General features: G+C 46.7%; 19 protein-coding genes. 14 read left to right on the top strand and 5 right to left on the bottom strand.

What is annotated here, in order from left to right:
• Positions 1 to 12 precede the first annotated feature (12 nt).
• The 4 genes from ABK01_RS09245 to ABK01_RS09230 are packed head-to-tail and all read left to right on the top strand — an operon-like array spanning position 13 to position 5,778.
• The gene (locus tag ABK01_RS09245; RefSeq protein ID WP_212565189.1) at positions 13 to 2,499 is read left to right on the top strand and encodes an HD family phosphohydrolase; all 2,487 of its coding nucleotides are present in this window, start codon (positions 13 to 15) and stop codon (positions 2,497 to 2,499) included.
• 1 nt (position 2,500) lies between these two features.
• Positions 2,501 to 2,962 carry an rRNA maturation RNase YbeY gene (ybeY, locus tag ABK01_RS09240; protein WP_212565188.1) on the top strand — a complete coding sequence of 154 codons (462 nt, stop codon included), beginning with the start codon at positions 2,501 to 2,503 and terminating at the stop codon, positions 2,960 to 2,962.
• 2 nt (positions 2,963 to 2,964) lie between these two features.
• Positions 2,965 to 3,735 (top strand): hemolysin family protein, encoded by a 771-nt coding sequence (locus tag ABK01_RS09235; RefSeq protein ID WP_212565187.1) that lies wholly within the window; start codon positions 2,965 to 2,967, stop codon positions 3,733 to 3,735.
• Between the two features lie 48 nt (positions 3,736 to 3,783).
• Positions 3,784 to 5,778: a tetratricopeptide repeat protein gene (locus ABK01_RS09230; RefSeq protein ID WP_253675422.1), complete on the top strand. Its 1,995-nt coding sequence runs from the start codon at positions 3,784 to 3,786 to the stop codon at positions 5,776 to 5,778.
• A gap of 495 nt (positions 5,779 to 6,273) precedes the next feature.
• On the opposite strand, the gene ABK01_RS09225 is transcribed toward ABK01_RS09230, so the two are convergent.
• Together ABK01_RS09225 and ABK01_RS09220 are read right to left on the bottom strand one after the other, a co-directional pair.
• Positions 6,274 to 6,939 (bottom strand): epoxyqueuosine reductase QueH, encoded by a 666-nt coding sequence (locus ABK01_RS09225; protein ID WP_253675421.1) that lies wholly within the window; start codon positions 6,937 to 6,939, stop codon positions 6,274 to 6,276.
• Positions 6,936 to 8,141, bottom strand: coding sequence for a DHH family phosphoesterase (locus ABK01_RS09220; RefSeq protein ID WP_253675420.1), 1,206 nt, complete (start codon positions 8,139 to 8,141; stop codon positions 6,936 to 6,938). Before ABK01_RS09220 ends, ABK01_RS09225 begins: the two co-directional genes overlap by 4 nt.
• 368 nt (positions 8,142 to 8,509) lie before the next feature.
• Here ABK01_RS09220 and nagA point away from each other — a divergent pair, with 368 nt between their 5' ends.
• The 10 genes from nagA to ABK01_RS09170 all read left to right on the top strand — a co-directional run bounded on the left by nagA (position 8,510) and on the right by ABK01_RS09170 (position 19,497).
• Positions 8,510 to 9,682, top strand: a complete 1,173-nt coding sequence (gene nagA / locus ABK01_RS09215; protein ID WP_212565184.1) for an N-acetylglucosamine-6-phosphate deacetylase — start codon at positions 8,510 to 8,512, stop codon at positions 9,680 to 9,682.
• 28 nt (positions 9,683 to 9,710) lie between these two features.
• The gene (nagB, locus tag ABK01_RS09210; protein WP_212565183.1) at positions 9,711 to 10,517 is read left to right on the top strand and encodes a glucosamine-6-phosphate deaminase; all 807 of its coding nucleotides are present in this window, start codon (positions 9,711 to 9,713) and stop codon (positions 10,515 to 10,517) included.
• 2 nt (positions 10,518 to 10,519) lie between these two features.
• On the top strand, positions 10,520 to 11,620 hold the full coding sequence (locus ABK01_RS09205) for an AI-2E family transporter (RefSeq protein ID WP_212565182.1): 1,101 nt from the start codon (positions 10,520 to 10,522) through the stop codon (positions 11,618 to 11,620).
• Positions 11,621 to 11,629: 9 nt separating this feature from the next.
• Positions 11,630 to 12,700 carry a 3-deoxy-7-phosphoheptulonate synthase gene (locus ABK01_RS09200; protein ID WP_212565181.1) on the top strand — a complete coding sequence of 357 codons (1,071 nt, stop codon included), beginning with the start codon at positions 11,630 to 11,632 and terminating at the stop codon, positions 12,698 to 12,700.
• A gap of 232 nt (positions 12,701 to 12,932) precedes the next feature.
• Entirely contained in the window at positions 12,933 to 13,412 is a 480-nt protein-coding gene (gene rnhA / locus ABK01_RS09195; RefSeq protein WP_253675419.1) for a ribonuclease HI, read from the top strand.
• A 91-nt stretch (positions 13,413 to 13,503) separates the two neighbouring features.
• Entirely contained in the window at positions 13,504 to 14,253 is a 750-nt protein-coding gene (locus ABK01_RS09190) for a Sir2 family NAD-dependent protein deacetylase (protein WP_212565180.1), read from the top strand.
• Positions 14,254 to 14,676: 423 nt separating this feature from the next.
• Positions 14,677 to 15,987, top strand: coding sequence for an ABC transporter substrate-binding protein (locus ABK01_RS09185; protein ID WP_253675418.1), 1,311 nt, complete (start codon positions 14,677 to 14,679; stop codon positions 15,985 to 15,987).
• 250 nt (positions 15,988 to 16,237) lie between these two features.
• Positions 16,238 to 17,116 (top strand): carbohydrate ABC transporter permease, encoded by an 879-nt coding sequence (locus tag ABK01_RS09180; RefSeq protein WP_212565178.1) that lies wholly within the window; start codon positions 16,238 to 16,240, stop codon positions 17,114 to 17,116.
• Between the two features lie 9 nt (positions 17,117 to 17,125).
• A complete protein-coding gene (locus tag ABK01_RS09175) occupies positions 17,126 to 17,977 on the top strand; it encodes a carbohydrate ABC transporter permease (protein WP_253675417.1) in 852 nt (283 codons plus the stop codon).
• A 47-nt stretch (positions 17,978 to 18,024) separates the two neighbouring features.
• Positions 18,025 to 19,497, top strand: a complete 1,473-nt coding sequence (locus tag ABK01_RS09170; RefSeq protein ID WP_253675416.1) for a M81 family metallopeptidase — start codon at positions 18,025 to 18,027, stop codon at positions 19,495 to 19,497.
• Positions 19,498 to 20,005: 508 nt separating this feature from the next.
• On the opposite strand, the gene ABK01_RS09165 is transcribed toward ABK01_RS09170, so the two are convergent.
• From ABK01_RS09165 to ABK01_RS09155, 3 genes are all read right to left on the bottom strand, one after another.
• A complete protein-coding gene (locus tag ABK01_RS09165) occupies positions 20,006 to 21,310 on the bottom strand; it encodes an FprA family A-type flavoprotein (RefSeq protein WP_212565175.1) in 1,305 nt (434 codons plus the stop codon).
• Between the two features lie 13 nt (positions 21,311 to 21,323).
• A complete protein-coding gene (locus ABK01_RS09160; protein WP_253675415.1) occupies positions 21,324 to 22,103 on the bottom strand; it encodes an FAD-binding protein in 780 nt (259 codons plus the stop codon).
• A 162-nt stretch (positions 22,104 to 22,265) separates the two neighbouring features.
• Entirely contained in the window at positions 22,266 to 23,435 is a 1,170-nt protein-coding gene (locus ABK01_RS09155) for an acyl-CoA dehydrogenase family protein (RefSeq protein ID WP_253675414.1), read from the bottom strand.
• Positions 23,436 to 23,514: the final 79 nt, after the last annotated feature.

Below are 23,514 nucleotides of genomic sequence, written 5' to 3'. Positions count from 1 at the left end.
CGGAGTCACCGAATGAGAGACGAAAACAATTCCGGATATATGAAAGCTGTAGTATTGCCGTCCGTAGCGGGCTTTTTCCGCAAGATTATAGACGGTTTTCGAACTGAAAAAGTTTTTTCCATCCTCTTTATTGTAAGTTTTTTTGTTGTTATCGCAGCGATGCTGTTTACCACGCTTGACCGCGGAGGGCTTGCCTACTTAAATCTTGACGAATTTGCCGTAGGAAGAGTTGCCGAGCGCGATGTCGTTGCAGGCAGGAACATTTCCTATACGGATCAGTCTGCGACGGAGATCAGAAAAGCTGCCCGATTGCAGACGATTACACCTATTTTTAGGCAGGACGCGGAACTGGTATCTGAAACACTCAAAAAATACGATGAGTTTGTTTCGTTTATGCTTGCGTTGCATAATGATGCGGAAGCAATTTTTGACGCACGTGTGCAGGAACAATATCCGGGGCTATTTGATGCCCAAGTTTTGAAAAAATTGCAAAAGTCAGGACAATTTGACACTATTTTAGCCGCCGCTCAAGCAATCGTCAAACAAATTATGGCGGTCGGTATTGCAGAATTTCCCGAGAAAGGACTCGAAGGGTTTAATCAAACGGAGATGACGCTATTAGTGCAACGCGGAAATAACCGTGAGTACATCAATATTCAGACGAGTGCGGTTATTAAAAAAGGCAATCTCGATACATATATCAAAAATGCAATACGCTCGCTGAATGCAAGTCTTGACTCCGCCATAACGGCAGCCCTCATTCGGCCGTTTTTGCAGCCGACCATTATTTACGATGAAAAAGAAACGGAAATGCGGGCGCAGGAAGCGCTTAAACAGGTTCAGCCGGTAATCGTTACCATTCAAAAAAATCAAAAGATTATTAAACGCGGCTTTATTATTACCGCAGAAAACTACCGGCAGCTGCAAGCCTATTCCGATGCGGGAAATTATCTTGACATCAGTAAATTTTTGGGGCTTTCCGCTTTTATTCTCTGCCTCTATATAATCGGCGTCTTTATGTGTTCGGCGCAGACAGTAGGGGAGCGATTAAAAGAAAGCCGAAAAGTCTTTTTATTGCTGATTTCGCTTGCCGTGTATCTTATCGTTCTATTTACGGCAAAAGCGCTATCCCTTGTGCAGGCGCTCGATATTATCCCGTTCATCCCGGCGGCGCTGACGGCTATGCTGGTAGTGACGCTTATTTCCACACGGATTGCGATACGGATGGTATTCCTTATTATGCTGATTGTACTGACGGCAACCGGTTTTAAACTTGAACCGGCGCTTTTTGCGCTGTTCTCCGGCTTGTTGTCCGTATCGCTGATGAATTTGACTGGACGGCGAATGGATTTAATTAAGACTGCCTGTCAGCTTGCGCTCATCCATCCGATTATTACCTTTGTGCTTTGTTCAGTGTTTCCCGATTCATACAGCGACTTCGTTTTTGTGCTGCTCGGCTCGGTGATAAACGGCTTTATCAGCGGTATCTTTGTGCTCGGCTTTTTACCCATTTTGGAAGACCGGATGAATACGCCGACCTGCTTCCGCCTGATGGAGCTTTCCGACCTTAACTCCCCGACGATGAAGCAGATGCTGTTGGCGGCATCCGGCACCTATAACCACACGATGATGGTTGCGACATTGGCGGAAGCAGCCTGCCGCGAAATCGGGGCAGACGCGCTGTTGGCGCGGGTCGGCGCGTATTATCACGACATCGGTAAAATGGCGAACCCTGAGTATTTTGTCGAAAATCAAACTTCGTATAATAAGCACTTGGATTTAAACCCGCGGCTTTCGGCGGCTATCATCCGTAGTCATGTAAAAATCGGGGTGGAGAAGGCGGAAAGTATGCGGCTGCCCCGCGAAGTTATCGATATTATCGGGCAGCATCACGGTAATTCACTGGTGCAATACTTTTATGCAAAGGCGAAAGAACTCGATCCCAATGTTAGCCCCAAGGACTTTTCGTATCCAGGGCAGCCGCCGCGCACCAAAGAGGCCGCCGTGGTCATGCTTGCCGACGTGAGCGAAGCCGCCTGCCGGACGTTAGATCATCCGTCGGTTCCGCGGCTGGAAAAATTTATTGCAAAGCTCGTTAAGGCGAAAATGGAATCGGGACAGCTTGATAACTGCGACTTAACGCTGCGGGAATTGCGCATTATCCAAGAATCATTTGTAACGACGCTTGCAGGGTATTATCATTCCCGTATCAAGTATCCGAATCAAAAAGACCCCGACGAAAAAGAAGGCGCAGACAGCAAAACTGCCGACGAAAAAGCCGCACCGCAGGATACCTCGCCGGAAAAAACAGCCGACAAGACTGCCGACGAAAAATCGGTACAGCAGGGAACTCCAGCGCAGGGGGAAATGCCGCTTGAGAAAAGCATTTCTCCCGATGTAAAAAATTACCTACAAATAGACCTCGGATTAGCGGCGCCGGAGCAAACCGCGGCAGGAATGCAGGGACAGTCGGACGGGAAGGGCAACAAGGAAGAATAGCATGAATACTATTGCAATTACATGGCAGGACATCCCCGAACCGAAGTGGGGTATGCAGGTTCTGCCTTTTTTAGATGCGGTACTTACACAGCTTGAACACACGAATTGGGATTTATCCGTTGTATTTTGCCGCGATGCGTTTATTCACGAGCTGAATAAAACCTACCGGCAGATCGACTCGCCGACCGATGTGCTGTCTTTTGAGCAGGGCGATGAATACGATGATGAAGACGAAAACGTGCGTTTTAATGCGGGAGATATTGTAATTAGCCTCGATAGTTTGCGCTCAAATGCCGAAACTTTTAATGTAACGATGAATGAAGAATTAAAACGGCTGCTGATACACGGGATTTTGCATCTGAGCGGGATGGATCACAGCGACAACGACCCTCAGCAAGAGATGCTGCAATTACAGGAAAAAATACTCAAGCAATATAATAATACGGTTATCTATCAGGAATAAGTATGGGGATATTTGATAAACTGAAAAAAAAGCGGGCAGTTTCCGAGATTCTACAGGAAGCGCTCAATGAAGAAAAAGAAGATATGATACGCGGGGTGGTAGACCTTTCCGACACCGCAGTAAAAGAAGTGATGATTCCGCGGATTGACGTCGATTTTATTCCGCTGGATATGGAAACGGAAGAGTTGCTGACGCGGGTGGCGGAAAGCGGTCATTCGCGATTTCCGGTTTATGACGAATCGATCGATAATGTAGTAGGAATTCTGTATGTGAAGGATTTAATCAATTCATTCGCAAAAAAAGAACCGATTGATTTGGAAAAGATTATCAGAAAACCGTTTTTTGTACCCGAATCCAAGCGTATCGACGGTCTATTGCGGGAATTTAAACGCCGTCATGTGCATATTGCCATTGCGGTCGACGAGTACGGCGGTATTTCGGGGATTGTTTGCATGGAAGATATTATCGAAGAGATTGTCGGCGACATTCAGGATGAATTCGATAATGAAGGGGAAGATATCGCTTCCATCGGCGATGGTCTCTGGCTCTGCGATGCCCGTGTCGATATGGATGATCTGGCGGAATGTTTGCATACGGAGCTGCCCTCCGATGAGTTTGAAACGCTCGGCGGGTTTGTATTTGATTTATTCGGAAAAATCCCCGTGCGTTACGAAAAAGTGCGATGGAAGAACTTTGATTTTATCGTTCAGGATATGGACGGGCATAAAATAAACACGGTAAAAATCGCAGCGGTTAAGGATGATGATCACTAAGCCGTTCCGGTCGCTGCGGATGTCGGTATACAATTAAGGATAACAATTATGCGTAAAAATAGTCTGTTTAGTGTGTTTCTGCTCTGCGTCGCGCTGCCTCTTTTGGCTTCTCCCATTCAGCTTTTTGAGAAAGGGAAGGAGCTGCAATACCATGAAAACTGGTACGGCGCTATAGAGCTTTATCAACAAGCCTTAAAAGAAAATCCCGCCTATAATGCTGTGTATCGGGGGTTAGCCGAATGTTTTTACGCACTGGGCGAATATGATCAGGCTATTGTCTACGCGGAAAAGGCGCGCCGTTACTCTCCGCAGGATGTCGATATCGAAAACCTCTATGCGTTTATTTTGATCGGTATCGGGCGTATCGAAGACGCGCAAAAGATTTTTTCCGGCATTCTGAACCGTTACCCGAACAACCTTGACGCCCGCTTCGGAATGGCGGAAATCGAGGTAACGGGCGGCCGCTTAACCAGCGCTTCGGAACTGTACACCGCCGCGCTCCGCCGCCAGAGCGAGAACCGCAAAGCGCTTTTGTCGCTTGCCCTGCTCAGCCACGAAACGGGTAATCTTAAAGCGGCGCAGAGTTACATCAGCCGCGCTCTGCAATACCACGGGGATAACGCGCAGGTGCATTACTTTGCCGGTTACCTTTCAGCCCTTGCAGGAAACCTAAAGGAAGCGGAAGGCCGCATCCGTGCAGCGCTTACCATCGACGAAAACTACGACAAGGCACGGGCGCTCTTATGTTCGCTTTTATACAGCTCCGGCCGGTACCGCGAGGCGATGTCCGTAGCCGATTTGCGCATTGCGGGCGACCGTAAGCGTGCCGATGCGTGGTATGTAAAAGCGCTCTGTTTAATGAAGCTTTCGCAAAAAAAACAAGCGTTTGAAGCCGCGCAAATCGGACTTTCCGTCGATACCGAAAACGAACTGATGCGCACCCTGCTTGAGGATATTGCTGTTCAGACCTTTGAGTTTGAAGATACGCAGCGAAAAGAACTCGCCGGTGCGCATCGCATAAAGGGTGATGCTTTTTTAAACCGCAACATGACCGACCAAGCCTTATATGAATACCGGCGCGCCCTCAAAGTGTATCCGTATGACACGGAAAGCCGGCAAGCATACTCCAATATCCTGATGCGGCAGGGCTTTTACGAGCGCGCCGTGCAGCAGCTTGAATTTATTCAGTCCATCGAAAAAAGCACCGCCCGAATCAACGACACGGTAGAGGCCTACAGTAAGATGCTTGACCACTCGGTGCGGAACCGATGGAAGATCGATCCGCTGTATTTAAATAAGGCACACCTTTCCGTCGGGCTTTTTTATCAGGTAAATGCAGCCAATGTGTTTCATCCCGAAGCGGAAAAACTCACCGCTGCATTGATAAACGATATTCTTTCTTATAACCGCCGTTTTGCGGTTTCCGCTCATCTGGATGGTCCCAGTTCGTATATGGAAGCGTTCAGACAGGCGCGCACTGCCGGAAATGATTATTTCGGTATCGTCAATTTGCAAGAAAACGAGCGGGATATACAGATTACACTTGACCTCTATGTCGGACGTACCGGTTCAAAAGCGGAAACCTTAACGGTGTACCGGTCGGGTAATGACCGGTTCGGCAATGCTGTACGACGCATCATCGGTTTGTTTAATCAGGCAATGCCGGTTATCGGCAGCATCGTCGGGCGTTCCCAAGCGGAAGCGGTTATCGATATCGGTTCGGGCGACTGCGACTTTACCGATTATACTATCGAAATCGTCAAAAAGGGAACGCTCACCATTGCGAATGAAGGCATCGGGCTTTTGTACAACGAAAAAGACGTACTCGGGACGTTCACAATAGGGCGTGTTTCGGAAGACCTTACCGAAGGAACGCTTACGCGCAAGGGGTACTACGATAGGATGACGAAGGGCGATATGGCGGTGCTCATTTACACCGATCCGGCAAAGACCGGCAACAAGGCTGAAAAAACCGTCGACGGTACCGACCCGCGCGGGCAGCAGATGTCTCAGTTACTGTCCTTGTTGCGAAGTATCCGATAGCACCTGTCCTTTTGAAAATATACGTCGCATCTGCGTTGTCGCTTAACAAAAAACACCCGCAGGCATGTTGAAAAGTGTACTTCCATGTACGCTTTTCAACGACAAGTTTTTCTAGCGAAAAACTTGCAGCTATTTGGAACCACGGACATCCTTGTTCGTTCTGAAAACTCTTTGTAAATAGACTTTCCGTAAGCCTTTTGAAATAGCCTGTTAAAAAACGTACATCCGTGTACGTTTTTTAACGACAAGTTTTTCTTAGCGAAAAACTTGCTACTGCTTGCAACCACCACCATCCGTGGCGCTGTTGGCAAGTGTACATCCGTGTACGCTTGCCAACGATAAGTTTTTCTAACGAAAAACTTACTACTGCGTGGAACCACCGCCATCCGTGGCGGTTCTGAAATACCATTTGCTGTTAGCCTTTGAAAATAGCGGTACTGGATACAAGGCGCGAACAAAAATAAAGCGGAGGCGTACTTGTTGTACGTCGAGCATTTATTTTTGTGCAGCAACGCCGTAGACGGTGTCGCTATTTTCAAAGGTGCGGGAAAATTCGCAGCCACAGTAGTCTTGTCGATACAATCCCAACTCCTTGCTCAGTCTAATAGACTCAAGATACCCGTCCTTTTTCTTAAAATCGCTCGGCAGCCACCGGCACTTGTCCGTGGCAAGCTCCATACCGATTTCGTTGATTTTTGCTGCGCTTTTAAGCGGGCTAAGCGAAAGCGTTGTACAGAAAAAATCGAAACCTTCAGCCGTTGCCTCGCGTACCGTTGCGGCAAGCCGAAGCCGATAGCAGCGGAAGCAGCGCTCTCCGCCTTCAGGGCAATCCGTGTAGCCTTCCGCAATTTCGAGGAATTGTTCATGGCTATAGTCCCGTATCACATAGTCAATCTGATAGGGAAATTTTTTTGACGTGTTATACTGTTCAATTAAACGAATTTGTTCATCCGCCCGTGTACGGTATTCGAGTTGGGTATCAATATTGGGATTATAATAAAACACCGTCAGTTTAAAATATCCGGCAAGTCGTTTTATTACCGAAGAACTGCATGGCGCACAGCACGAATGGAGCATAAGACGCGGCGGCTTTTCAGCGGTAAAGAAATTGCCGAGTTCCGCGATGGTTTGTTCCATTAATAATTGAAAATTTTGCTTCATACCAATATGTTTTGTTTAATAAAAGATTGGATGTCTTCAAGCAGTGTATAAAGCGAGTTTCCGGATTCGCGGGGCAGCCTAAAGGCAATAGCGCCGGGATGTCCGCCTCCGTCGGTAATCTTAAAATGAGTAAGGACCGGATGTAAATCAATACCTCGTGAGGATTCGCTGGCGCGGATTCGGCACTGTATTTTATTTGATTTAGCAGGAGAATCATAATAAGCGGAAATTCCTACGCCGTCGGCTTTCTCCGCAATGGCATTGGTTGCTTCCTTAATCATGCCGATAAACTGTGGGTATTCGATATTTTTAAAGAAAGCATTCGATTCATCTTCTGACAAGATAATCGTTCCAATATGTCCGGTATATCTGGCGCGGTTGATAATGGTATGATAGATTTCCTCGGTTTCGGCATCGGTTGTCTCCATCACATCAAGCAGCCGCTCCATCGATTCGATTTTTTTCGTTCGCCCCGATGAATGGGTGCTGATCCGCAACATTAAATTGAGATGTTTGGAAAAATAGTCAAAAACTTCTTTATCGTGCGGGTTGGAAATATAATTTCCCATTTTTGCATCCCCAAGCATACCGGTTAGGAGCGTCAGCACCAGATTCCGCGAATAGAGCTCTTCGATGCTGTAGCGCTGTCGTATTTCGGGATGATTGGCCAATTTATAGCATATTCTGCATAAAATCTCGCAAGTGCTTGACGCATGAAGAACGAGAGAATAGGCGGGATCTCCGATATATGCTGCATCGGAATCAAAGTGATGGTCTATTTCAAGTTTTGGAATAGATGAGGTATTCAGGAAATCATAGATACAGCCGTTTGCGGCTATCATATCCGGCTTTGGTGTATCTAAAATACAGAGCACTTCGACGGAACGGATCGCCGACATTGTTCCATAGTACACATTAATCTTATTATATTTGCAGATGGAATTGAGAAATTTAAGGTTTTCAGGCGGCACGGATTCTAAAAAAATGCTGACATGTTTATTAAATTTGCGCAGCAACAACGCTCCCGCAACTGTCGAGGCATAGCAATCTTCATCAGGGCTTTCGTGACCGAGAATCAAGAATGAACGGTGCGCTTTCATGAGATGATAAATATTTTTTATTACCCGATTTCGTGCTCCGATAGTCATATTCTGTCGTTTAAAGCGTAAACCGGGTGTAAATTTGCTCCCTTGAGAATCCATATTAAATCATTATAACATACTTTCTAATAAAGTGTTATCCCAAAATACATTTTTTTAGGAAAATGTCTGATGCGGTCAGTACGGAAGTTGTCAGAAACCTGATGCAGCTGCTCACCTTTTGTACGAAATTTTTGAAAAATTTCGTACGATTTTATTTAAGAATAAGGCGGCTGCATCAGGTGGAGTAAAGCAAATACCGAAGAATCAGGAGACTGTGAGACCATTTGAACCGCGAAGAGGTTCAACTCTGGTTGAATAGCCTCCTGATTCTTCGGGGAATTTCTACAAGAAGCCTGATGCAGCTGCCTTATGAGCTCTAGGCTTTTTAACATTTTTTTGATAAAATCGATCAAATCACGGAGAAAGTCATGGAAAATGCACTTTGTTTTCATAACGCGACAGTAGTAACCGGTTACTCATTAATGGAAAACGGATGTGTCTATGTTAAAGACGGCAAGATTGAAGATGTCTTTAGCGAGCGCCGCTTTTTAAAAAAACGTTTTTCTCCGGAAGTACGTATCATCGATGTCGATAAAGCGTATATTGCTCCGGGGTTAATCGATACCCACATTCACGGCTTTGCGGGCTTTGGAACGGAGGATAGTTCTGCGGATTCCATCCTCGAAATGTCAAAGGCACTTGCCGAATATGGCGTAACAGCCTTTAATCCTACGCTGTATCCGACAGAGCCGGAGAATATGACCGAATGTATCCGCGCTATTGTCGATGCAATGGGGCATGAAGAAGGTGCGACCATCATGGGGCTGCACCTTGAGGGTCCGTTCATTTCGCCGGAAAAACCCGGAGCGTTAAGCCCTTCCGCAATCAGCCCCGTCAATTTGGATTTGATGGATAAGTTTTGGGCTGCCTCAAACGGAAATATCGTCAATATGACGGTTGCGCCCGAGCTTAAAAATATGCGCGAGTTAGCGCTTTACTGCATTAAGAAAAATATTGTGTTGCAGGCGGGGCATACGAATGCGCTCTACGAGAATATGCTTGAAGGAATGCAGGCGGGGATTTTACATTCAACACATCTTTTTAATGCGATGAGCCAAATGCACCACCGTAACCCGGGAGCTGTCGGCGCGATTTTAATCCATCCTGAAATGTCCTGCGAGATTATTGCAGACGGTATCCATGTTCATCCCGACTTAATCCGGCTTTTGGCGCGGGATAAGCCGATCGACAAGATTGTTTTAATAACCGATAGTCTCAAGCCGACGGAGCAGCATAAGGGTACGCTGGTTGCGAACGGAGAAGAAGTTGTACTCCAAGACGGATGTTTTCACCGTAAAAGGGATGGAGTTATTGCCGGTTCAAGCCTTTCGATGATTCGCGGGGTTAAAAATCTTGTGTCTTTCGGCTTTCCGGTAGAGACCGCCGTCCGATTCGGCTCTGCAAATCCGGCGGAAATTATGCGGTATTCCAAACGCGGTTCCATTATGCCGGGATACAAAGGTGATCTTATCGTATTCGATAAGCAGTTCAATGTGCTTGCAACCGTCATAAAAGGAAATTTGAAAAAGAATTTATTTTAAAAGAACTAAAAAGGTTACAGGAGAAGCTATGCGGTTAATTATAAAACCCGATTATGATGCTTGTTCCGTATGGGCGGCAGATTATATTTGTAAAAAAATTACGGACTTTGCTCCGGCGGCGTCAAAGCCGTTCGTTCTCGGCCTGCCGACCGGTTCTACTCCGCTCGGTGTCTACAAAGAATTGATTAAACGGCATCGGGAAGGGAGCATTTCGTTTCAGAATGTCGTTACTTTTAATATGGATGAATATGTCGGTTTATCCCCCGACCATCCGCAAAGCTATCACTACTTTATGCATGAAAATTTTTTTAAGCATATCGACATTTCCCCTGTAAACATTCACATTTTAGACGGTATGGCAAAAGATCCTAAAGCGGAATGCAAACAATACGAAGCGGCGATTGCACAATACGGAAAAATTCATCTCTTTATGGGTGGGGTCGGAGCAGACGGGCATATTGCCTTTAATGAACCCGGGTCTTCCCTTTCGTCCCGTACACGGCAGAAAACACTGACTCAGGATACGATTGCGATGAATGCTCGTTTTTTTAACGGTGATACGGCGGCTGTCCCCAAGACAGCGCTGACCGTCGGAATCGGCACCATTACCGCTGCGGAAGAAGTGATGATCCTTGCAACCGGTTATAACAAAGCGCGGGCGGTGCGGCATGCGGTGGAAGGCAGCGTTAATCATATTTGGACGATTTCCGCACTGCAACTGCATCCGCACGCAATCATCGTGTGCGACGAACCGGCAACCGATGAACTCCGCGTTGGAACCGTCCGGTATTTTAAAGATATCGAATCTTCAATTTCAGCAGGTGGAACAAAATAAGCATGCAAAAATCGCTTAAGTTTCAAACCGTTTCTTTTTTTATCATTCTGGCGATTACCGTTGTGCTGGTAGCGCGGGTTTTCCTGCCTTATGCGAGTGTACTGTTATGGTCGGCAATCCTCTATATTATGTTTGGACCGCTGTATCATAAATTGCTGAAAAAGCTGAACGCGGAGTCCCGATGGTTTAAAATGCAGCAGAGAATTATCGCCGCTTCATTTTCGGTTGGTATTATCATAGTGGTTGCCGGAGCTCTCTTCTTTTTCGCCATAAAGTTGATTGGACAGGGGCAGATGTTCGTAAAGAAAATGATGAACTTTTTTGTTACACATCCGCAGTTATTGAGAATGGAAAAAGACGCGCCGCTGAACGAATTGGTTATGCAGATTTCGATGGGAACAATCGACCTTTCGGTATTCGATGTAAAAAAAGAGCTGATGAATTTTTTTATTCAATATGCAAATACGATTGTCCGCTATGCGACGAGTATTGCAAAAAATATCGGTAATTTTGTGCTTTCGCTCTTGTTTATGTGCTTTGCGCTCTATTTTCTGTTTATTGACGGGCAATACCTCGCTTCGGTTTTTGTAACGGCTATTCCGATTCAGGTGTCGGAAGGTCAAAAACTGGCGGCAAAGATAAAAGACACTATCACCAATCTTTTTATGGGATACTTTCTCGTTTCGATATGCCAATTTGCAGCAGCGTTTATCGTGTACACAATTTTTCAGGTGGAAGGTGCGTTGCTTTTATCCTTTTTAACCTTTTTTAGCTCATTTTTGCCCTTTTTCGGCTGCGCGTTGGTATGGGTACCGCTTGGGATAGAAATAGTGCTAACGGTCGGTGTACTCAAAGGGATTCTCTTTCTCTGTATCGCAGGTTTTTTTATCAGTTCAGTCGATAACTTTTTACGGCCGATGTTTTTAAAAGACCGCATCCAGATACACCCGCTGCTGATTTTCTTTTCGATACTTGGCGGTATCCGTTTTTTTAAACTGAATGGAATTGTGCTCGGTCCGCTTTTCGTCATTCTCTTGTTTACGCTGATCGACATTGCACGAACTTCGGACAGTACGGATGACACTATGGATATTGAAGAGTAACTTCGAGCTATGAACAATCATCCGCTTTTGAATAATCGGCGTATTGAGCGAGTGCATCCGTTGCTTTCGCCGCAGCAGATGCTTGAAAAAATTCCGGTATCGAATGCCTCATGCCGGACGGTATTAACCGGAAGAAAAGAGGTGGAGGCGATTTTGTCCGGCGCCGATAAGCGGTTTTTATTGATTGCCGGTCCGTGTTCCATCCACGACCCTGTTTCTGCGCTCGATTATGCGAATCGGTTAATGCGTCTACGGATAAAATACCGTGATACCTTTTGCATTATTATGCGGGTGTATTTTGAAAAGCCGCGTACCGGTTTAGGCTGGCGCGGCTTAATTGTAGAACCCGCGCTTGATGGAGTGATTAATATTACCGGCGGGTTGGAAACAGCGCGCAAAACGCTGAGCGCTATTACAGAACTGGGACTGCCGGCCGCTTCGGAGCTGCTCGATCCTATTGTGCCGCAATACACTGCGGATTTTATCAGTTGGGCGTCTATCGGTGCGCGCTCCGCCGAAAGCCAGATACATCGGGAACTTGCTTCGGGGCTGTCGATGCCGGTCGGTTTTAAAAACCCTACCGACGGCGATATCGGTACGGCGATAAACGCGATTGTTTCTGCGCGGGAACCGCATGCCTTTCTAGGCCTCATGCAAAACGGCAGCCCCGCCGTAATGCATACAAGCGGCAACGAATATGCGCACCTCGTATTGAGGGGTAGCGTGCATGGGGCAAACTGCGATAGACGTTCAATAGGAGAAAGCTGCCGTCTGTTGGCAGAACAGGGTATACGGCCGGCGATTTTGATTGACTGTTCGCATGGTAACTCGCAGCGGCAGCCCGAAAAGCAGCGGGACATCCTGCTCGAAAGTCTCCGGCTGAGGCTGGAGGCTCCGCAGATTGAGGCAATCCGCGGCTGTATGCTCGAAAGCTTTATTCAGGCAGGTAGTGTCTCGCCGGAGCAGTGCTCCGAAAAGAGCCAATACGGTAAATCCATTACCGACCCCTGCATGAGCTGGGAAATGACCGAATCGCTTCTCACCGAAGCCGCGGATATATGGACAGGGCAACTGCATTAGAAATATTCCAAGCAGTTGCCTTCCTCTTGTATGAAATTTTGTTAAAAATTTCATACATTTTTTTAAGGAAGGACAAGCGCATCAGACAGATAGATAAAAATCGCAGAAGAATTGAGATCAGACAACCATTTGAGACGCAAAGCGGCGAAACTCTGGTTGGATGGTCTCCATTCTTCTGCGGGGTAGTTAGAAAACGGTCTGATGCGCTTGTCCTGTACTCGGAGATAGTTTTATGAAAAAAATTAAATTGTACACCGACGGAGCATGCTCTCAAAATCCCGGTCCGGGCGGATGGGCATTCGTGATGATTCTCAAAGATACGCAAGGAGAGCAGCCTGAGCAGGAATTGCTGCGGGGTTCAGGCGGAGAAAAATTGACTACGAATAACAGGATGGAATTATCCGCCGTTATTCAAGCGCTTACCACCTATCAGGAAAAGATACAGCCCCGCTATGCAGATTGTCAGGTAACCCTGCATACGGATTCTCAATATGTACAGCAGGGGATTTCGTCTTGGATAAAAAAGTGGAAGCTGAACGGATGGAGAACGGCCGACAGAGGAGCGGTGAAGAATCAAGATTTGTGGCAGCAGCTCGATGCGCTTGCTTCTCAACTCAGCATTGAGTGGATGTGGGTAAAGGGGCATGCCGGTAACCGCTACAATGAACTGTGCGACACCCTCGCCGTAGAAGCGGCAAAAAAAGCGAAGTAACCTATCGGGACTTCTAAAAACTGAGACGTTTAGAAAAGCTCTATCATACTTCGCTCATTTTCCGTATCGATTACACAAAAGGGAGGCTTGTATGAAAAACGAAACAACATATCAAGAATTAGCGGATCGTATTGCGGCGGCGAAGCACTGCGTTGCGTTTACAGGCGCCGGAGTCAGCACCTTGTCCGGCATTCGGGATTTTAGGGGGAAGAACGGACTCTATACGCTGCCTGAAACCGATAAGATGTTCGATATAGAAGTATTTAGGGAAACGCCGTCCGTGTACTATCGGCTTGCGAAGGAATTTATCTACGGATTGCCGGAAAAAGAACCGTCAATTGTGCATCAGGTGCTTGCAGGGTTGGAGGCTCGCGGCATATTAAAGGCGCTTATTACGCAAAATATCGACTTATTACATCAGAAAGCCGGAAGCAAGCACGTTATCGAGGTACACGGTTCTCCTTCCCGGCATAGCTGCACGCATTGCTCCTATAGTACAACCTTTGAAGATGTCATCGAGGTTGCCCGCACAGGAGAGGTTCCGCTTTGCCCAAAATGCGGTCATGCATTAAAGCCGGATATTACGTTTTTCGGCGAAGCGCTCCCGTTTGACGCGATAACGGAGGCTCAACAGGAATGCGGCAGGGCGGATCTGTTGCTGGTATTGGGCAGCAGCCTTACCGTCTATCCTGCCGCAGCATTGCCGCAACTGACCCTGCGAGCGGGCGGTGCGGTGGCTATCGTTAACGAACAGCCGACCTATTTTGACGATTACGCAGTTCTCCGCTGCACTGATTTACAGGAATGCTTTGAATATCTTGAACATGCGCTGCTTGAATAGTGTGCAGCTTCAATAGGGCTTCTTCTAAAAAATCTCAGCATACTTTGAGGTGGATTTTAGTAAACCTGTTCGGAAACTTCCGTTTCTGAACAGGTTACCTTGAAGTGCGATGTTCTAAATCGTAAGTCAATTTACACCACGGATGGTGTAAATTGACGATGTCGCTTATTAACGTATGCGCGGTCCGCGCATCAATGCAGCAGTTTCCAAAGTTCACACTTTGTTCAACTGTTGCATTTTAAGGTGCTATTTGTGCGATGCGAGAACTCGTCGACCTATTCGAAAACGAAAGCTTCAGAATAGGTCTAGTATATTGAAAATTTTTTGCTGGTAAAAAACACAAATCGGTGTTATACTATTTTTAAGCTATTATATTTAAAGCTGACAGTGACGAATTTATTGCTGTTAGCTAAGGAGGATGAGATGAAAAAGATCATTGCGTTATTGCTCATGTGTCTATGCAGCGTTGCATTTGTTTTTGCAATGGGACAAGGTGACAATTCAAAAGCCGATCCGAATGCGCCGGTAACCCTTTCGGTGTATATGCAGATGGATTTGGCAAACCCCCAATCGGCCTATTGGCCCGAAACCGTCGCTGCATTTGAAAAAAAATATCCGAATATTAAACTTGAATTCGAGTATGTAAGCGGCGAAGCCTTCCATGATAAGTTCCAGATCATGGCTGCGTCAGGGGATATTCCCGATGTATTCACCACGTACGCGGGCGCCCGCTCAGGCTATGTGCTTGATCGCGGTATGGTAAAAGACCTACGCCCCTATCTGACGGACGATTTAAAGAAACAATACAATTCCACCGTTTGGGCGCCCCAGGGACCGAATGGAGAAATCTACATTATTTCGCAAAATCTTGCGGTATGTACGGTTGTCTATATTAATCCGAAGCTGCAGAAAAAGCTCGGTTTGACCACTCCGAAAACCCTCGACGAAATGATCGCTCAAGTTCCTACTATCAGAGCTGCCGGTTTAACCCCGCTTGCCTTTGCCAATAAAGGTCAGTGGCAGGCTCAGTCGCTCTTGTTATCCATGTTGACAGACCGTATGGCTGGTACCGCATGGTTTGATAAGGCAATGGTTGGAAAGGCAAAATTCTCCGACAAACAGTTTGTCGATGCAATCAACGTGATTAAAACAATGACCGATTCAAAGCTGTTCCCTCCCGGGGTAAACCAGATGGAAGGTACCGCTTCTTGGGGTGAATTTATTGCTGATAAGGCTGTGTATCTTTTGGATGCAGGCTGGCGTATTTCTGCATTAAAGAATGCTGCAAAACCCGAAGACTATGCGCAATATCAGCTGATGGCGTTCCCCGCCATTGCCGGTGAGGTTACACACGGTTCAAGCGCTGCGACAATCGGTGAAGCGTTCGGTATGAATGCAAAATTGACCGGTGCAAAAGCCGATGCTGCATGGAAGTTTATTTCCTTTATGTCCGGTAAAGAAGCGTGCGAAATTTTGACAAAGTACGGTACGACCACTACCTATAAACTTGATCTTTCAAAATTCGATATCGACCAGCTTACAAAGCAATACATCGACCTGATTAATAACCAAAGCATGGGCTATGTTATCGATGCGAAGATGGACAGCGAAGGTGTAAATAGCTTGCTTAACCCCGGTATTCAGGCTGTTATGATCGGGCAAAAGACTCCTGCTCAGCTTGCAAACGAATACGAAGCATGGGTTGCTGCTAACGATTCTCACCGCAAGAAGTAAAATCAAAACCGGAACCCACTGAAATCGTAGGGAATAATGGGTAATTGGTAATGTTTAATGTACAATTAGGCTTACTGCCAATTACCCGTTACTATAATTACACATTATCTATTGAAAACATCGCCGCAGCGACCGGTCTCAGCAAGGCAGAGGTAGAAGCGCTTAACTAATGTATAATTAAATTATCAATTACCAATTAAGAATTAAGAATTAAGAATTAAGAATTAAATACTAAGGCGGTTTACGGTATATGACCTATTTGCGGCAAAAGCGGACAAGTTATATTTCTTTTATTTTGCCTGCTTTTATTATTTACATCGGTATCATTATCTTTCCCGTGCTGTTCAGCTTTTATTTAAGTTTGACAAAGTGGAAAGGCTACGGAAAAATGGAATTTATCGGGCTTGGGAACTATATCAGAATGTTTACCGATCCCGTGTTCTACATCGGGTTGCGGAATAATATCCTTATTGTATTGATTTCGGTATTGGGACAGATTCCGCTCGGCCTGTTGCTTGCGTATATGCTGTACCGGAAAATGGTAAAACATGCAAACTTTTTTGAAGTGCTGATTTTCTTACCGATAACGATTTCGTCCGTTATCGTTGCGCAGCTGTGGAACCGAATATTTTCTCCTGTTGGCGTCGTTCCTGCAATTATACGCGACCTCACCGGTAATCCCGACTACATTATGACAATATTTGAAGATAAGTATCTTGCGATTGTGCCGATCCTCTTTGTACTGTTGTGGCAGCATACCAGTCTGTATATGGTTATCTTTTTAGCCAACTTGCAGCGGATACCGTACAGCGTTATAGAGGCTGCCCAGCTGGAAGGTGCGCGGGAAGGAACGATTTTTACCCGCCTTATTGCTCCGATGCTCGCAAATGTTATCTTTATCAATACGATCCTTGCAGTTTCGGGCAGTTTTAAGAGTTTTGACCTGATTTATTCGATGACCGGCGGAGGGCCTGCGCACTTTACGGAAGTTATTGCCGTTTATATGTACAATACAACCTTTGTGTTCCAGAATTACGGATACGGCAGTGCGCTAGCCGTTATCATTATTATTTTTACCGTTATAGCCCTGATGATAAGCCGCGCTGTAACAAAACGTTTTGATTACTAGGAGGCTGATATGACGACAAAACAAAATATGCTGCAACAAGCCTCTCATGGGTGGCGAACAAGCGCTTATATTTTGATGCTGACCTTTGCGGTGCTCACACTCTTTCCGCTCATTTGGCTTTTTTATTCATCCTTTAAGCTGAACGCAGAAATTATGGTTCACCCGTTGGCGCTGCCGAAAGCTCCTACCTTTTTTAACTATACCGAATCGTGGGCAAAGGGCGGGTTGGGTATCGCGCTTGTCAACAGTTTTATCTATACCATTACGGCGACCGTTTCGACTATGCTGCTCGCAATGGCAGCCGCTTTCGGATTGACGAAATTCCCTTTTAAATCGGCAAAGATATTTACCTCGATTTTTGCCTTCGGGTTAATGATCAGTGTTCATGCGGTTATTATTCCGCTATTCCAACTGGAAGCAAAACTCGGTATGATTAATACTCGTTTAGGCGTCATCATTCCGTATGTTGCATTCAACTTGCCGATTTCCATTATGATTGCAGTCTCGTATGTTAAAGGTATTCCTAATGCGCTCATTGAATCGGCGGAAATAGACGGAGCAAAATACCGCTACATATTCTGGACGATGATTATGCCGCTCTCCGTTCCCGTCATTGCGACGATGGTTATTCTATCATTCCTGCAGCATTGGAATGAGTTTTTATTCGTGTTCGTCTTTACCACGAAGGCAGCGCTGAAGAGTTTGCCGGTTGCGATTACACAGTTTGCGGGGCGGCTCAACATCGACTATGGTTTACAATATGCATCCCTTATTATCGGTGTGCTTCCGATGATTGTATTTTATATTGTATTCCACGCACAGTTGATTAAAGGCTTTGGGGAAGGGGCGTTAAAGGAATAGCGGCGTTTGTTCTTATTTTTTTTCTTACTTATTGAAGGAGTTTTTAAATGAATAGAAAAAAGCGGGTACTCGTGGGCGGAATGCACCATGAGTCCGATACCTTTAACCCGATTACCACCGGACCCGATGATATTTGGGTCTTACGGGGAAAAGATCTTTTAGAGGGAAAGGGACAAAGTTCCGTGTTCGGTTCGATTGCTACGCTAAAAGAAGCGGGATACGAGGTTATTCCGACGCTTATTGCACGGGCGGTTCCGAACGGTGAATGGGACAAAGATTACTACCTTTCGTTAAAAAAGGAATTCTTGCAGGCGATTAAAGATGCGTTGCCGCTGGATGCGCTGTGTCTTTCCCTGCACGGCTCGATGCGGGTGCGCGAAATCGGAGAGGCGGAAGGCGATTTACTGGAAGATATCCGTAAAATCTGCCCCGACATTCCTATTTTGTCATCGCTTGATATGCACGCAACGATTTCGCAGCTGATGCTCGACTATGTAGACGGCTATGTAGGATATAAGTGCGCCCCGCACACGGACACGTATGAAATCGGCATTCATGCAGCGCGTATGACCATCGACACGTTGGAAAAAGGCATCAGACCGGTTATGTCGGCGGTTAAGATTCCGTTCCTTATCGCAGGCGAGCAGTCGGAAACCAGCGTTGAACCGATGAAAAAGCTGACGACAACATTACGCGAATACGAGAAACAGCCGCACATTATGGCTGCCTCCTACCTACTCGGCTTTCCGTGGGCTGATACCGCCGACAACGGTGTTACGGCGATGGTGGTAACCGACGGAGATAAACAGCTCGCAACAGAAAAGGCACGGGAGCTTGCGCAGTTGTTCTGGGATACCCGAAAAGAATTCTGCTTTTACAACGAAACCCGCGAACCTGCCGACGCTCTTGTCCATGCACGTTCCAGTGTTGAAGCAGGCGTTTATCCGGTAGTGCTTTCCGACTCGGGTGACAACCCGACCGCCGGTTCTTCGCAGGACGTAACTAACTTTTTAAAGGCGATCCTTGCCGATTCCTTCTTAACCTCGTTAAACCCGCCGCTGTGCTATCAGGCTTTTTACGACCCTGCCTTAGTTGCAGCCGCCTTTAAAGCCGGAGAAGGAAATGTCGTAGAAGGGACGCTCGGCGCCGCCTTCGACAAGGAAAAAAGCTCCCCCATTCAGGTAAAAGCGACGGTAAAAAAACTGTGCAAGGCATGGGCAGGCGCGCAGAATAGCGATATGGCGCTCTTGGATGTCGGCGGCGTGGATGTGGTCGTAACGTCAAAGCATGTCGGCTGCTATGACCCCGAAATGATGCGGGCGCTTGGCGTCGAACCTACGGAGCGTAAGGTTATCGTTGTCAAGCTCGGCTACCTTGAACCGGAGATCCGCGCCATTGCAAAACGCTCGATGCTCGTGCTCACCGACGGCAGTACCAACGAAGTGTTCTCTCGGCTGCACTACAAATATTTACCGAGTCCGATGTATCCGATGGATAAGGATATGGATTGGCACGCCTAGGCGTCCTTTTGAAATATACGACGTATCTACACCAAAACTATACATCCGTGTATAGTTTTGGCTACGAGTTTCGGCATAGCCGAAACATCGCTTCTGATGGAACCAGCGGCATCCGTGCCGCTACTGTAAGTAGTCCTCGACGTATCAGAACCGCCACGGATGGCGGTTGTTCCACGCAGTAGCAAGTTTTTTGCCAAAAAAAACTTGTCGTTGAAAAGCGTACACGGAAGTACGCTTTTCAACAGCCTGCGGGTGTTTTTTGTAGTTTCAGAACGGACAGGGATGTCCGTGGTTTCACGCAACAGCGATGTTTTTGCGTGAGCAAAAACTCGCCGTCAGCAAATGTACACGGATGTATATTTGCTGACAAGGTATCTACGCCGTCTATTTCCAAAAGGCATTTCAGTACCGCCACGGATGGCGGTGGTTCTACGCAAAAGCGATGTTTTTGCGCAGCAAAAACATCGCCGCCAGCGAATGTACACGGCGGTACATTTACCGGCAAGATTTACCTTCTTTCCCGTGCGAAGTGGATGCCGGAAACATCAAGCTGCGGCACTCCTTCCGGTAAGGAGATATCCGTCGCATTCATAGAATCGGCGATTGCTTGAGCCATAGAATCAAGCTCATAGCCCTTATCGGGACTCATCGTTGAAGCAATGGTGATACGTTCGTTGATAATTTCCATATCATCCATGTTCTTTTCGATAAATTCCTGAATAAGGTCACCCGACCGTACTGCCCATGAGCCATTTTCCACAATAGCGATTTTTCTATTCTGTAAGTTCAAAAGCCTCATGTGATCCAAGAACTCATGGATCGGCGGGAAAATGTTCAAGTTATATGTCGGAGAACAAATAACGATATGGCTGAACTTGAATGCTTCGGAAATAAGATACGACACATGGGTACTCGACGCATCGTATACCGACACATTCGTAATGCCTTTTTCAACAATCTTTGAAGCAAGCGCAAAGGCCGCGGATTCCGTATTTCCGTAAATGGAACCGTACACCAGTAACACGCCTTTTTCTTCCGGCGTGTAGGTTGCCCAGTGCAGGTATTTGTCGAGGATGTAGGGAAAGTTGTCCGCCTCCCATACCAAACCGTGCAGAGAACAGATGTATTTAATCTTAGGTAATAGGTCGAGCTTGAGCACCTTTCCAACAAGGTGCATAACCTCAGGGCCATACTTACCGACGATGTTTGTCAGATAGCGGCGTGCTTCATCCATCCAGTCGCGCGGGTAGTTTACTTCTTTTGCAAAAAGCTTACCGTCAAGTGCGATAAACGAGCCGAACGCATCCGCAGAAAAGAGCACTCCGTTGGTTACATCAAGGGTAACCATAACTTCCGGCCAGTGCACCATCGGCGCTTCAACAAAGGCAATGGTGTGGTCTTCAAAGGTGCGGGTGTCTCCTTCTTTAACGGTATCGGTTTTGTAGTTGTCGGGATCATAGGCGAACTGACGCATCAGCATAAAGCCTTTTTCCGTGGAGATAATTGTCGGCGCCCATTTGTCCAACACGGTGGTTACGGAGGAGGAGTGGTCGCATTCCATGTGGTTTACAACAAGATAGTCAACCTTATCGCGTCCATATTTTTCCAGCAAATAGGCAATATTTTCCATCAGCTGCGGGCAGGATGTCCATTCCGCCGTATCAAATAGGATGGTGCTCTTTTTGTCAAAAAGAAGATATGCGTTGTAGCTCACTCCGAGGGGTATCGGGTGCATATTTTCGAATAATGTTAAGCGGTGATCGTGTCCGCCGACCCACCATACATCTTTTGTAACTTCACGTACATTGTACATAGTAAACTCCTTTTTAGTTGTTGCGGAACGTCAGCTTAATAAAGCGATCTTTTGCTTCACCGCAATCGGGACAGGTAAATTCCGGATCAAGATGCTCAAACAAAGTCTCCGGCGGAATATCCGCGTCCTTATTTCCTTCTTCCGGTACATACTTATAGCCGCAGCCCAAACAGACATAACGGGGGCCGATAGGTGAGGGGCGGGGCACAGGCGCTTTCTTAATCTTCGGATAGGGGAAAGTCAGTTCTTCTTTTGACAGCGCATTGAGTTCTTCAATTAAGATCGGAATAACTTCTTCCAAATCGCCGACGATACCGTAATCGCAGTGTGAGAAAATCGGCGCTTTCTTGTTCTTGTTGATGGCAATAATACGGGAAGCGTCTTTAATACCTTTTAGGTGCTGAATAGCTCCGGAAATACCGATTGCAAAATACAAGTTTCCTTTAAACTTTTGGCCGGACATGCCGACATAGCGCTGTACCGGAACGTACTTCAAAGTCTCTGCTGCGGGGCGGGAAGAACCGATTGATGCCCCTGCTGCTTTTGCCAAGTCTTCAATGAGATGCCACGTTTCTTTGTCCTTTACACCGCGACCGCCTGAAACACCGATCGGCGCCATTGCCATCACTGAATTGATATCCACATCTTTGTAAAACTTGAAGCGTTCAACCTCAACCAACTGTTGAATCATCTTGTGGACTTTTTCTTTCATCGTATCACCGTCGGGGAAGATACGTTTGCGCATGCCGGTAATACCGATTCTCGGATCACCTTTTAGTCGAGCTACTGCCATTTCATACTCCTTAATACTGAATTAATTTTTATTTTGATAAACGGATACGGAGCTGTCCAAAAACTGCAAGCCTATCGGTTTGTTCTGTACGGAATTTATCATCGTATCCGCTAAAACGGAGTGCAAATCTGTTTTGGACAGTTCCCTTAAATTTAACAGTTATTACCGGTTTGCCTTACCGAGTTTTCCCAATATCTTCGATGCAATAACGAGCCGTTGGATTTCGTTGGTGCCTTCGTAGATGGTGGTAATCTTGGCATCGCGATACATCTTTTCTACCGGAATGCCTTTGATAAAGCCTGATCCGCCATGGATTTGGAGCGCTGCATTCACCACTTCAAGCGCGATATCCGATGCATACATTTTTGCCATCGCGGAATCAAGGCCGTAATCCTCGTGGTTTTCTTTCTTTTCCGCAGCTTTGTAGATCAGAAGGCGGGCTGCTTCGATCTTTGTCAGCATATCAGCAAGCTTAAATGCGAGGTTCTGCTGAGCGCCGATCGGTTTACCGAACTGTTCGCGGGTGCGTGCATATTTTACCGCTTCTTCATACGCGCCTTGTGCGATACCGAGCGCTTGCGCTGCGATACCGATACGGCCGCCGTCGAGGGTTTTCATAGCGATTTTGAAGCCTTCACCCTCTTTACCGAGCAAGCGGTCATGAGGAATCGTTACTTCATTGAAGATCAGCTCTGCAGTTGCGGAAGTACGGATACCGAGTTTGTCATAGTGTTCACCGAATTCAAAACCCTCATCGCCTTTTTCCACGATGAATGCACTGATCCCCCTTGTTCCGGGAACATCGGGATTTGCAGCAAATACAACATAGGTGTCAGCCTTGGGCGCATTGGTAATGAAAATCTTTGAACCGTTCAGAATGTAATTGCTGCCGTCATCGATATACTCGGTTTCGGTACCGCCGGCATCGCTGCCCGCATTGGGTTCCGTTAGGCCGAATGCACCGATTTTCTCGCCCTTTGCAAGCGGTACTAAATATTTCTGCTTTTGAGCTTCCGTTCCGAATTCTGCAATCGGATATGCGCCTAAAGACGTATGTGCTGAGCAGATAACACCGATACCGCCGTCCACGCGGGAAAGCTCTTCAACAACGATTGCGTAGCTGATAACATCAAGCCCCGCTCCGCCGTAATCCTTGGAATAGGGAATGCCGAGCCACCCGTGAGCGGCCATCTGCTTTACCTGATCTTCCATCCATGCATCTTCAACAGGGCCGCGATCTTTTTCGAGTACGATCGGTTTTACTTCTTTTTCAGCCCATTCGCGAACCTGCTTGCGCAACGCTTCGTGTGCTTCTGTCGTTTTGAATAACATGATTTACCTCCTGTCAAGTATTCACTTTTTGCTATTCGGAGAGTCCCTAAAAACCGGTAATGATTTTAGAGAGTTTCTT

This window comes from Treponema sp. OMZ 305, from assembly GCF_024181325.1.
Classification (GTDB): domain Bacteria; phylum Spirochaetota; class Spirochaetia; order Treponematales; family Treponemataceae; genus Treponema.
This window is presented reverse-complemented; position numbering and strand designations above follow the sequence as displayed.

What these genes read in the sequence shown, in the direction of transcription:
- ABK01_RS09245 (WP_212565189.1), top strand. Translation starts at nt 13, where the DNA reads ATGAGAGACGAAAACAATTCCGGATATATGAAAGCTGTAGTATTGCCG.
- ybeY (WP_212565188.1), top strand. Translation starts at nt 2,501, where the DNA reads ATGAATACTATTGCAATTACATGGCAGGACATCCCCGAACCGAAGTGG.
- ABK01_RS09235 (WP_212565187.1), top strand. Translation starts at nt 2,965, where the DNA reads ATGGGGATATTTGATAAACTGAAAAAAAAGCGGGCAGTTTCCGAGATT.
- ABK01_RS09230 (WP_253675422.1), top strand. Translation starts at nt 3,784, where the DNA reads ATGCGTAAAAATAGTCTGTTTAGTGTGTTTCTGCTCTGCGTCGCGCTG.
- ABK01_RS09225 (WP_253675421.1), bottom strand. Translation starts at nt 6,939, where the DNA reads ATGAAGCAAAATTTTCAATTATTAATGGAACAAACCATCGCGGAACTC.
- ABK01_RS09220 (WP_253675420.1), bottom strand. Translation starts at nt 8,141, where the DNA reads ATGGATTCTCAAGGGAGCAAATTTACACCCGGTTTACGCTTTAAACGA.
- nagA (WP_212565184.1), top strand. Translation starts at nt 8,510, where the DNA reads ATGGAAAATGCACTTTGTTTTCATAACGCGACAGTAGTAACCGGTTAC.
- nagB (WP_212565183.1), top strand. Translation starts at nt 9,711, where the DNA reads ATGCGGTTAATTATAAAACCCGATTATGATGCTTGTTCCGTATGGGCG.
- ABK01_RS09205 (WP_212565182.1), top strand. Translation starts at nt 10,520, where the DNA reads ATGCAAAAATCGCTTAAGTTTCAAACCGTTTCTTTTTTTATCATTCTG.
- ABK01_RS09200 (WP_212565181.1), top strand. Translation starts at nt 11,630, where the DNA reads ATGAACAATCATCCGCTTTTGAATAATCGGCGTATTGAGCGAGTGCAT.
- rnhA (WP_253675419.1), top strand. Translation starts at nt 12,933, where the DNA reads ATGAAAAAAATTAAATTGTACACCGACGGAGCATGCTCTCAAAATCCC.
- ABK01_RS09190 (WP_212565180.1), top strand. Translation starts at nt 13,504, where the DNA reads ATGAAAAACGAAACAACATATCAAGAATTAGCGGATCGTATTGCGGCG.
- ABK01_RS09185 (WP_253675418.1), top strand. Translation starts at nt 14,677, where the DNA reads ATGAAAAAGATCATTGCGTTATTGCTCATGTGTCTATGCAGCGTTGCA.
- ABK01_RS09180 (WP_212565178.1), top strand. Translation starts at nt 16,238, where the DNA reads ATGACCTATTTGCGGCAAAAGCGGACAAGTTATATTTCTTTTATTTTG.
- ABK01_RS09175 (WP_253675417.1), top strand. Translation starts at nt 17,126, where the DNA reads ATGACGACAAAACAAAATATGCTGCAACAAGCCTCTCATGGGTGGCGA.
- ABK01_RS09170 (WP_253675416.1), top strand. Translation starts at nt 18,025, where the DNA reads ATGAATAGAAAAAAGCGGGTACTCGTGGGCGGAATGCACCATGAGTCC.
- ABK01_RS09165 (WP_212565175.1), bottom strand. Translation starts at nt 21,310, where the DNA reads ATGTACAATGTACGTGAAGTTACAAAAGATGTATGGTGGGTCGGCGGA.
- ABK01_RS09160 (WP_253675415.1), bottom strand. Translation starts at nt 22,103, where the DNA reads ATGGCAGTAGCTCGACTAAAAGGTGATCCGAGAATCGGTATTACCGGC.
- ABK01_RS09155 (WP_253675414.1), bottom strand. Translation starts at nt 23,435, where the DNA reads ATGTTATTCAAAACGACAGAAGCACACGAAGCGTTGCGCAAGCAGGTT.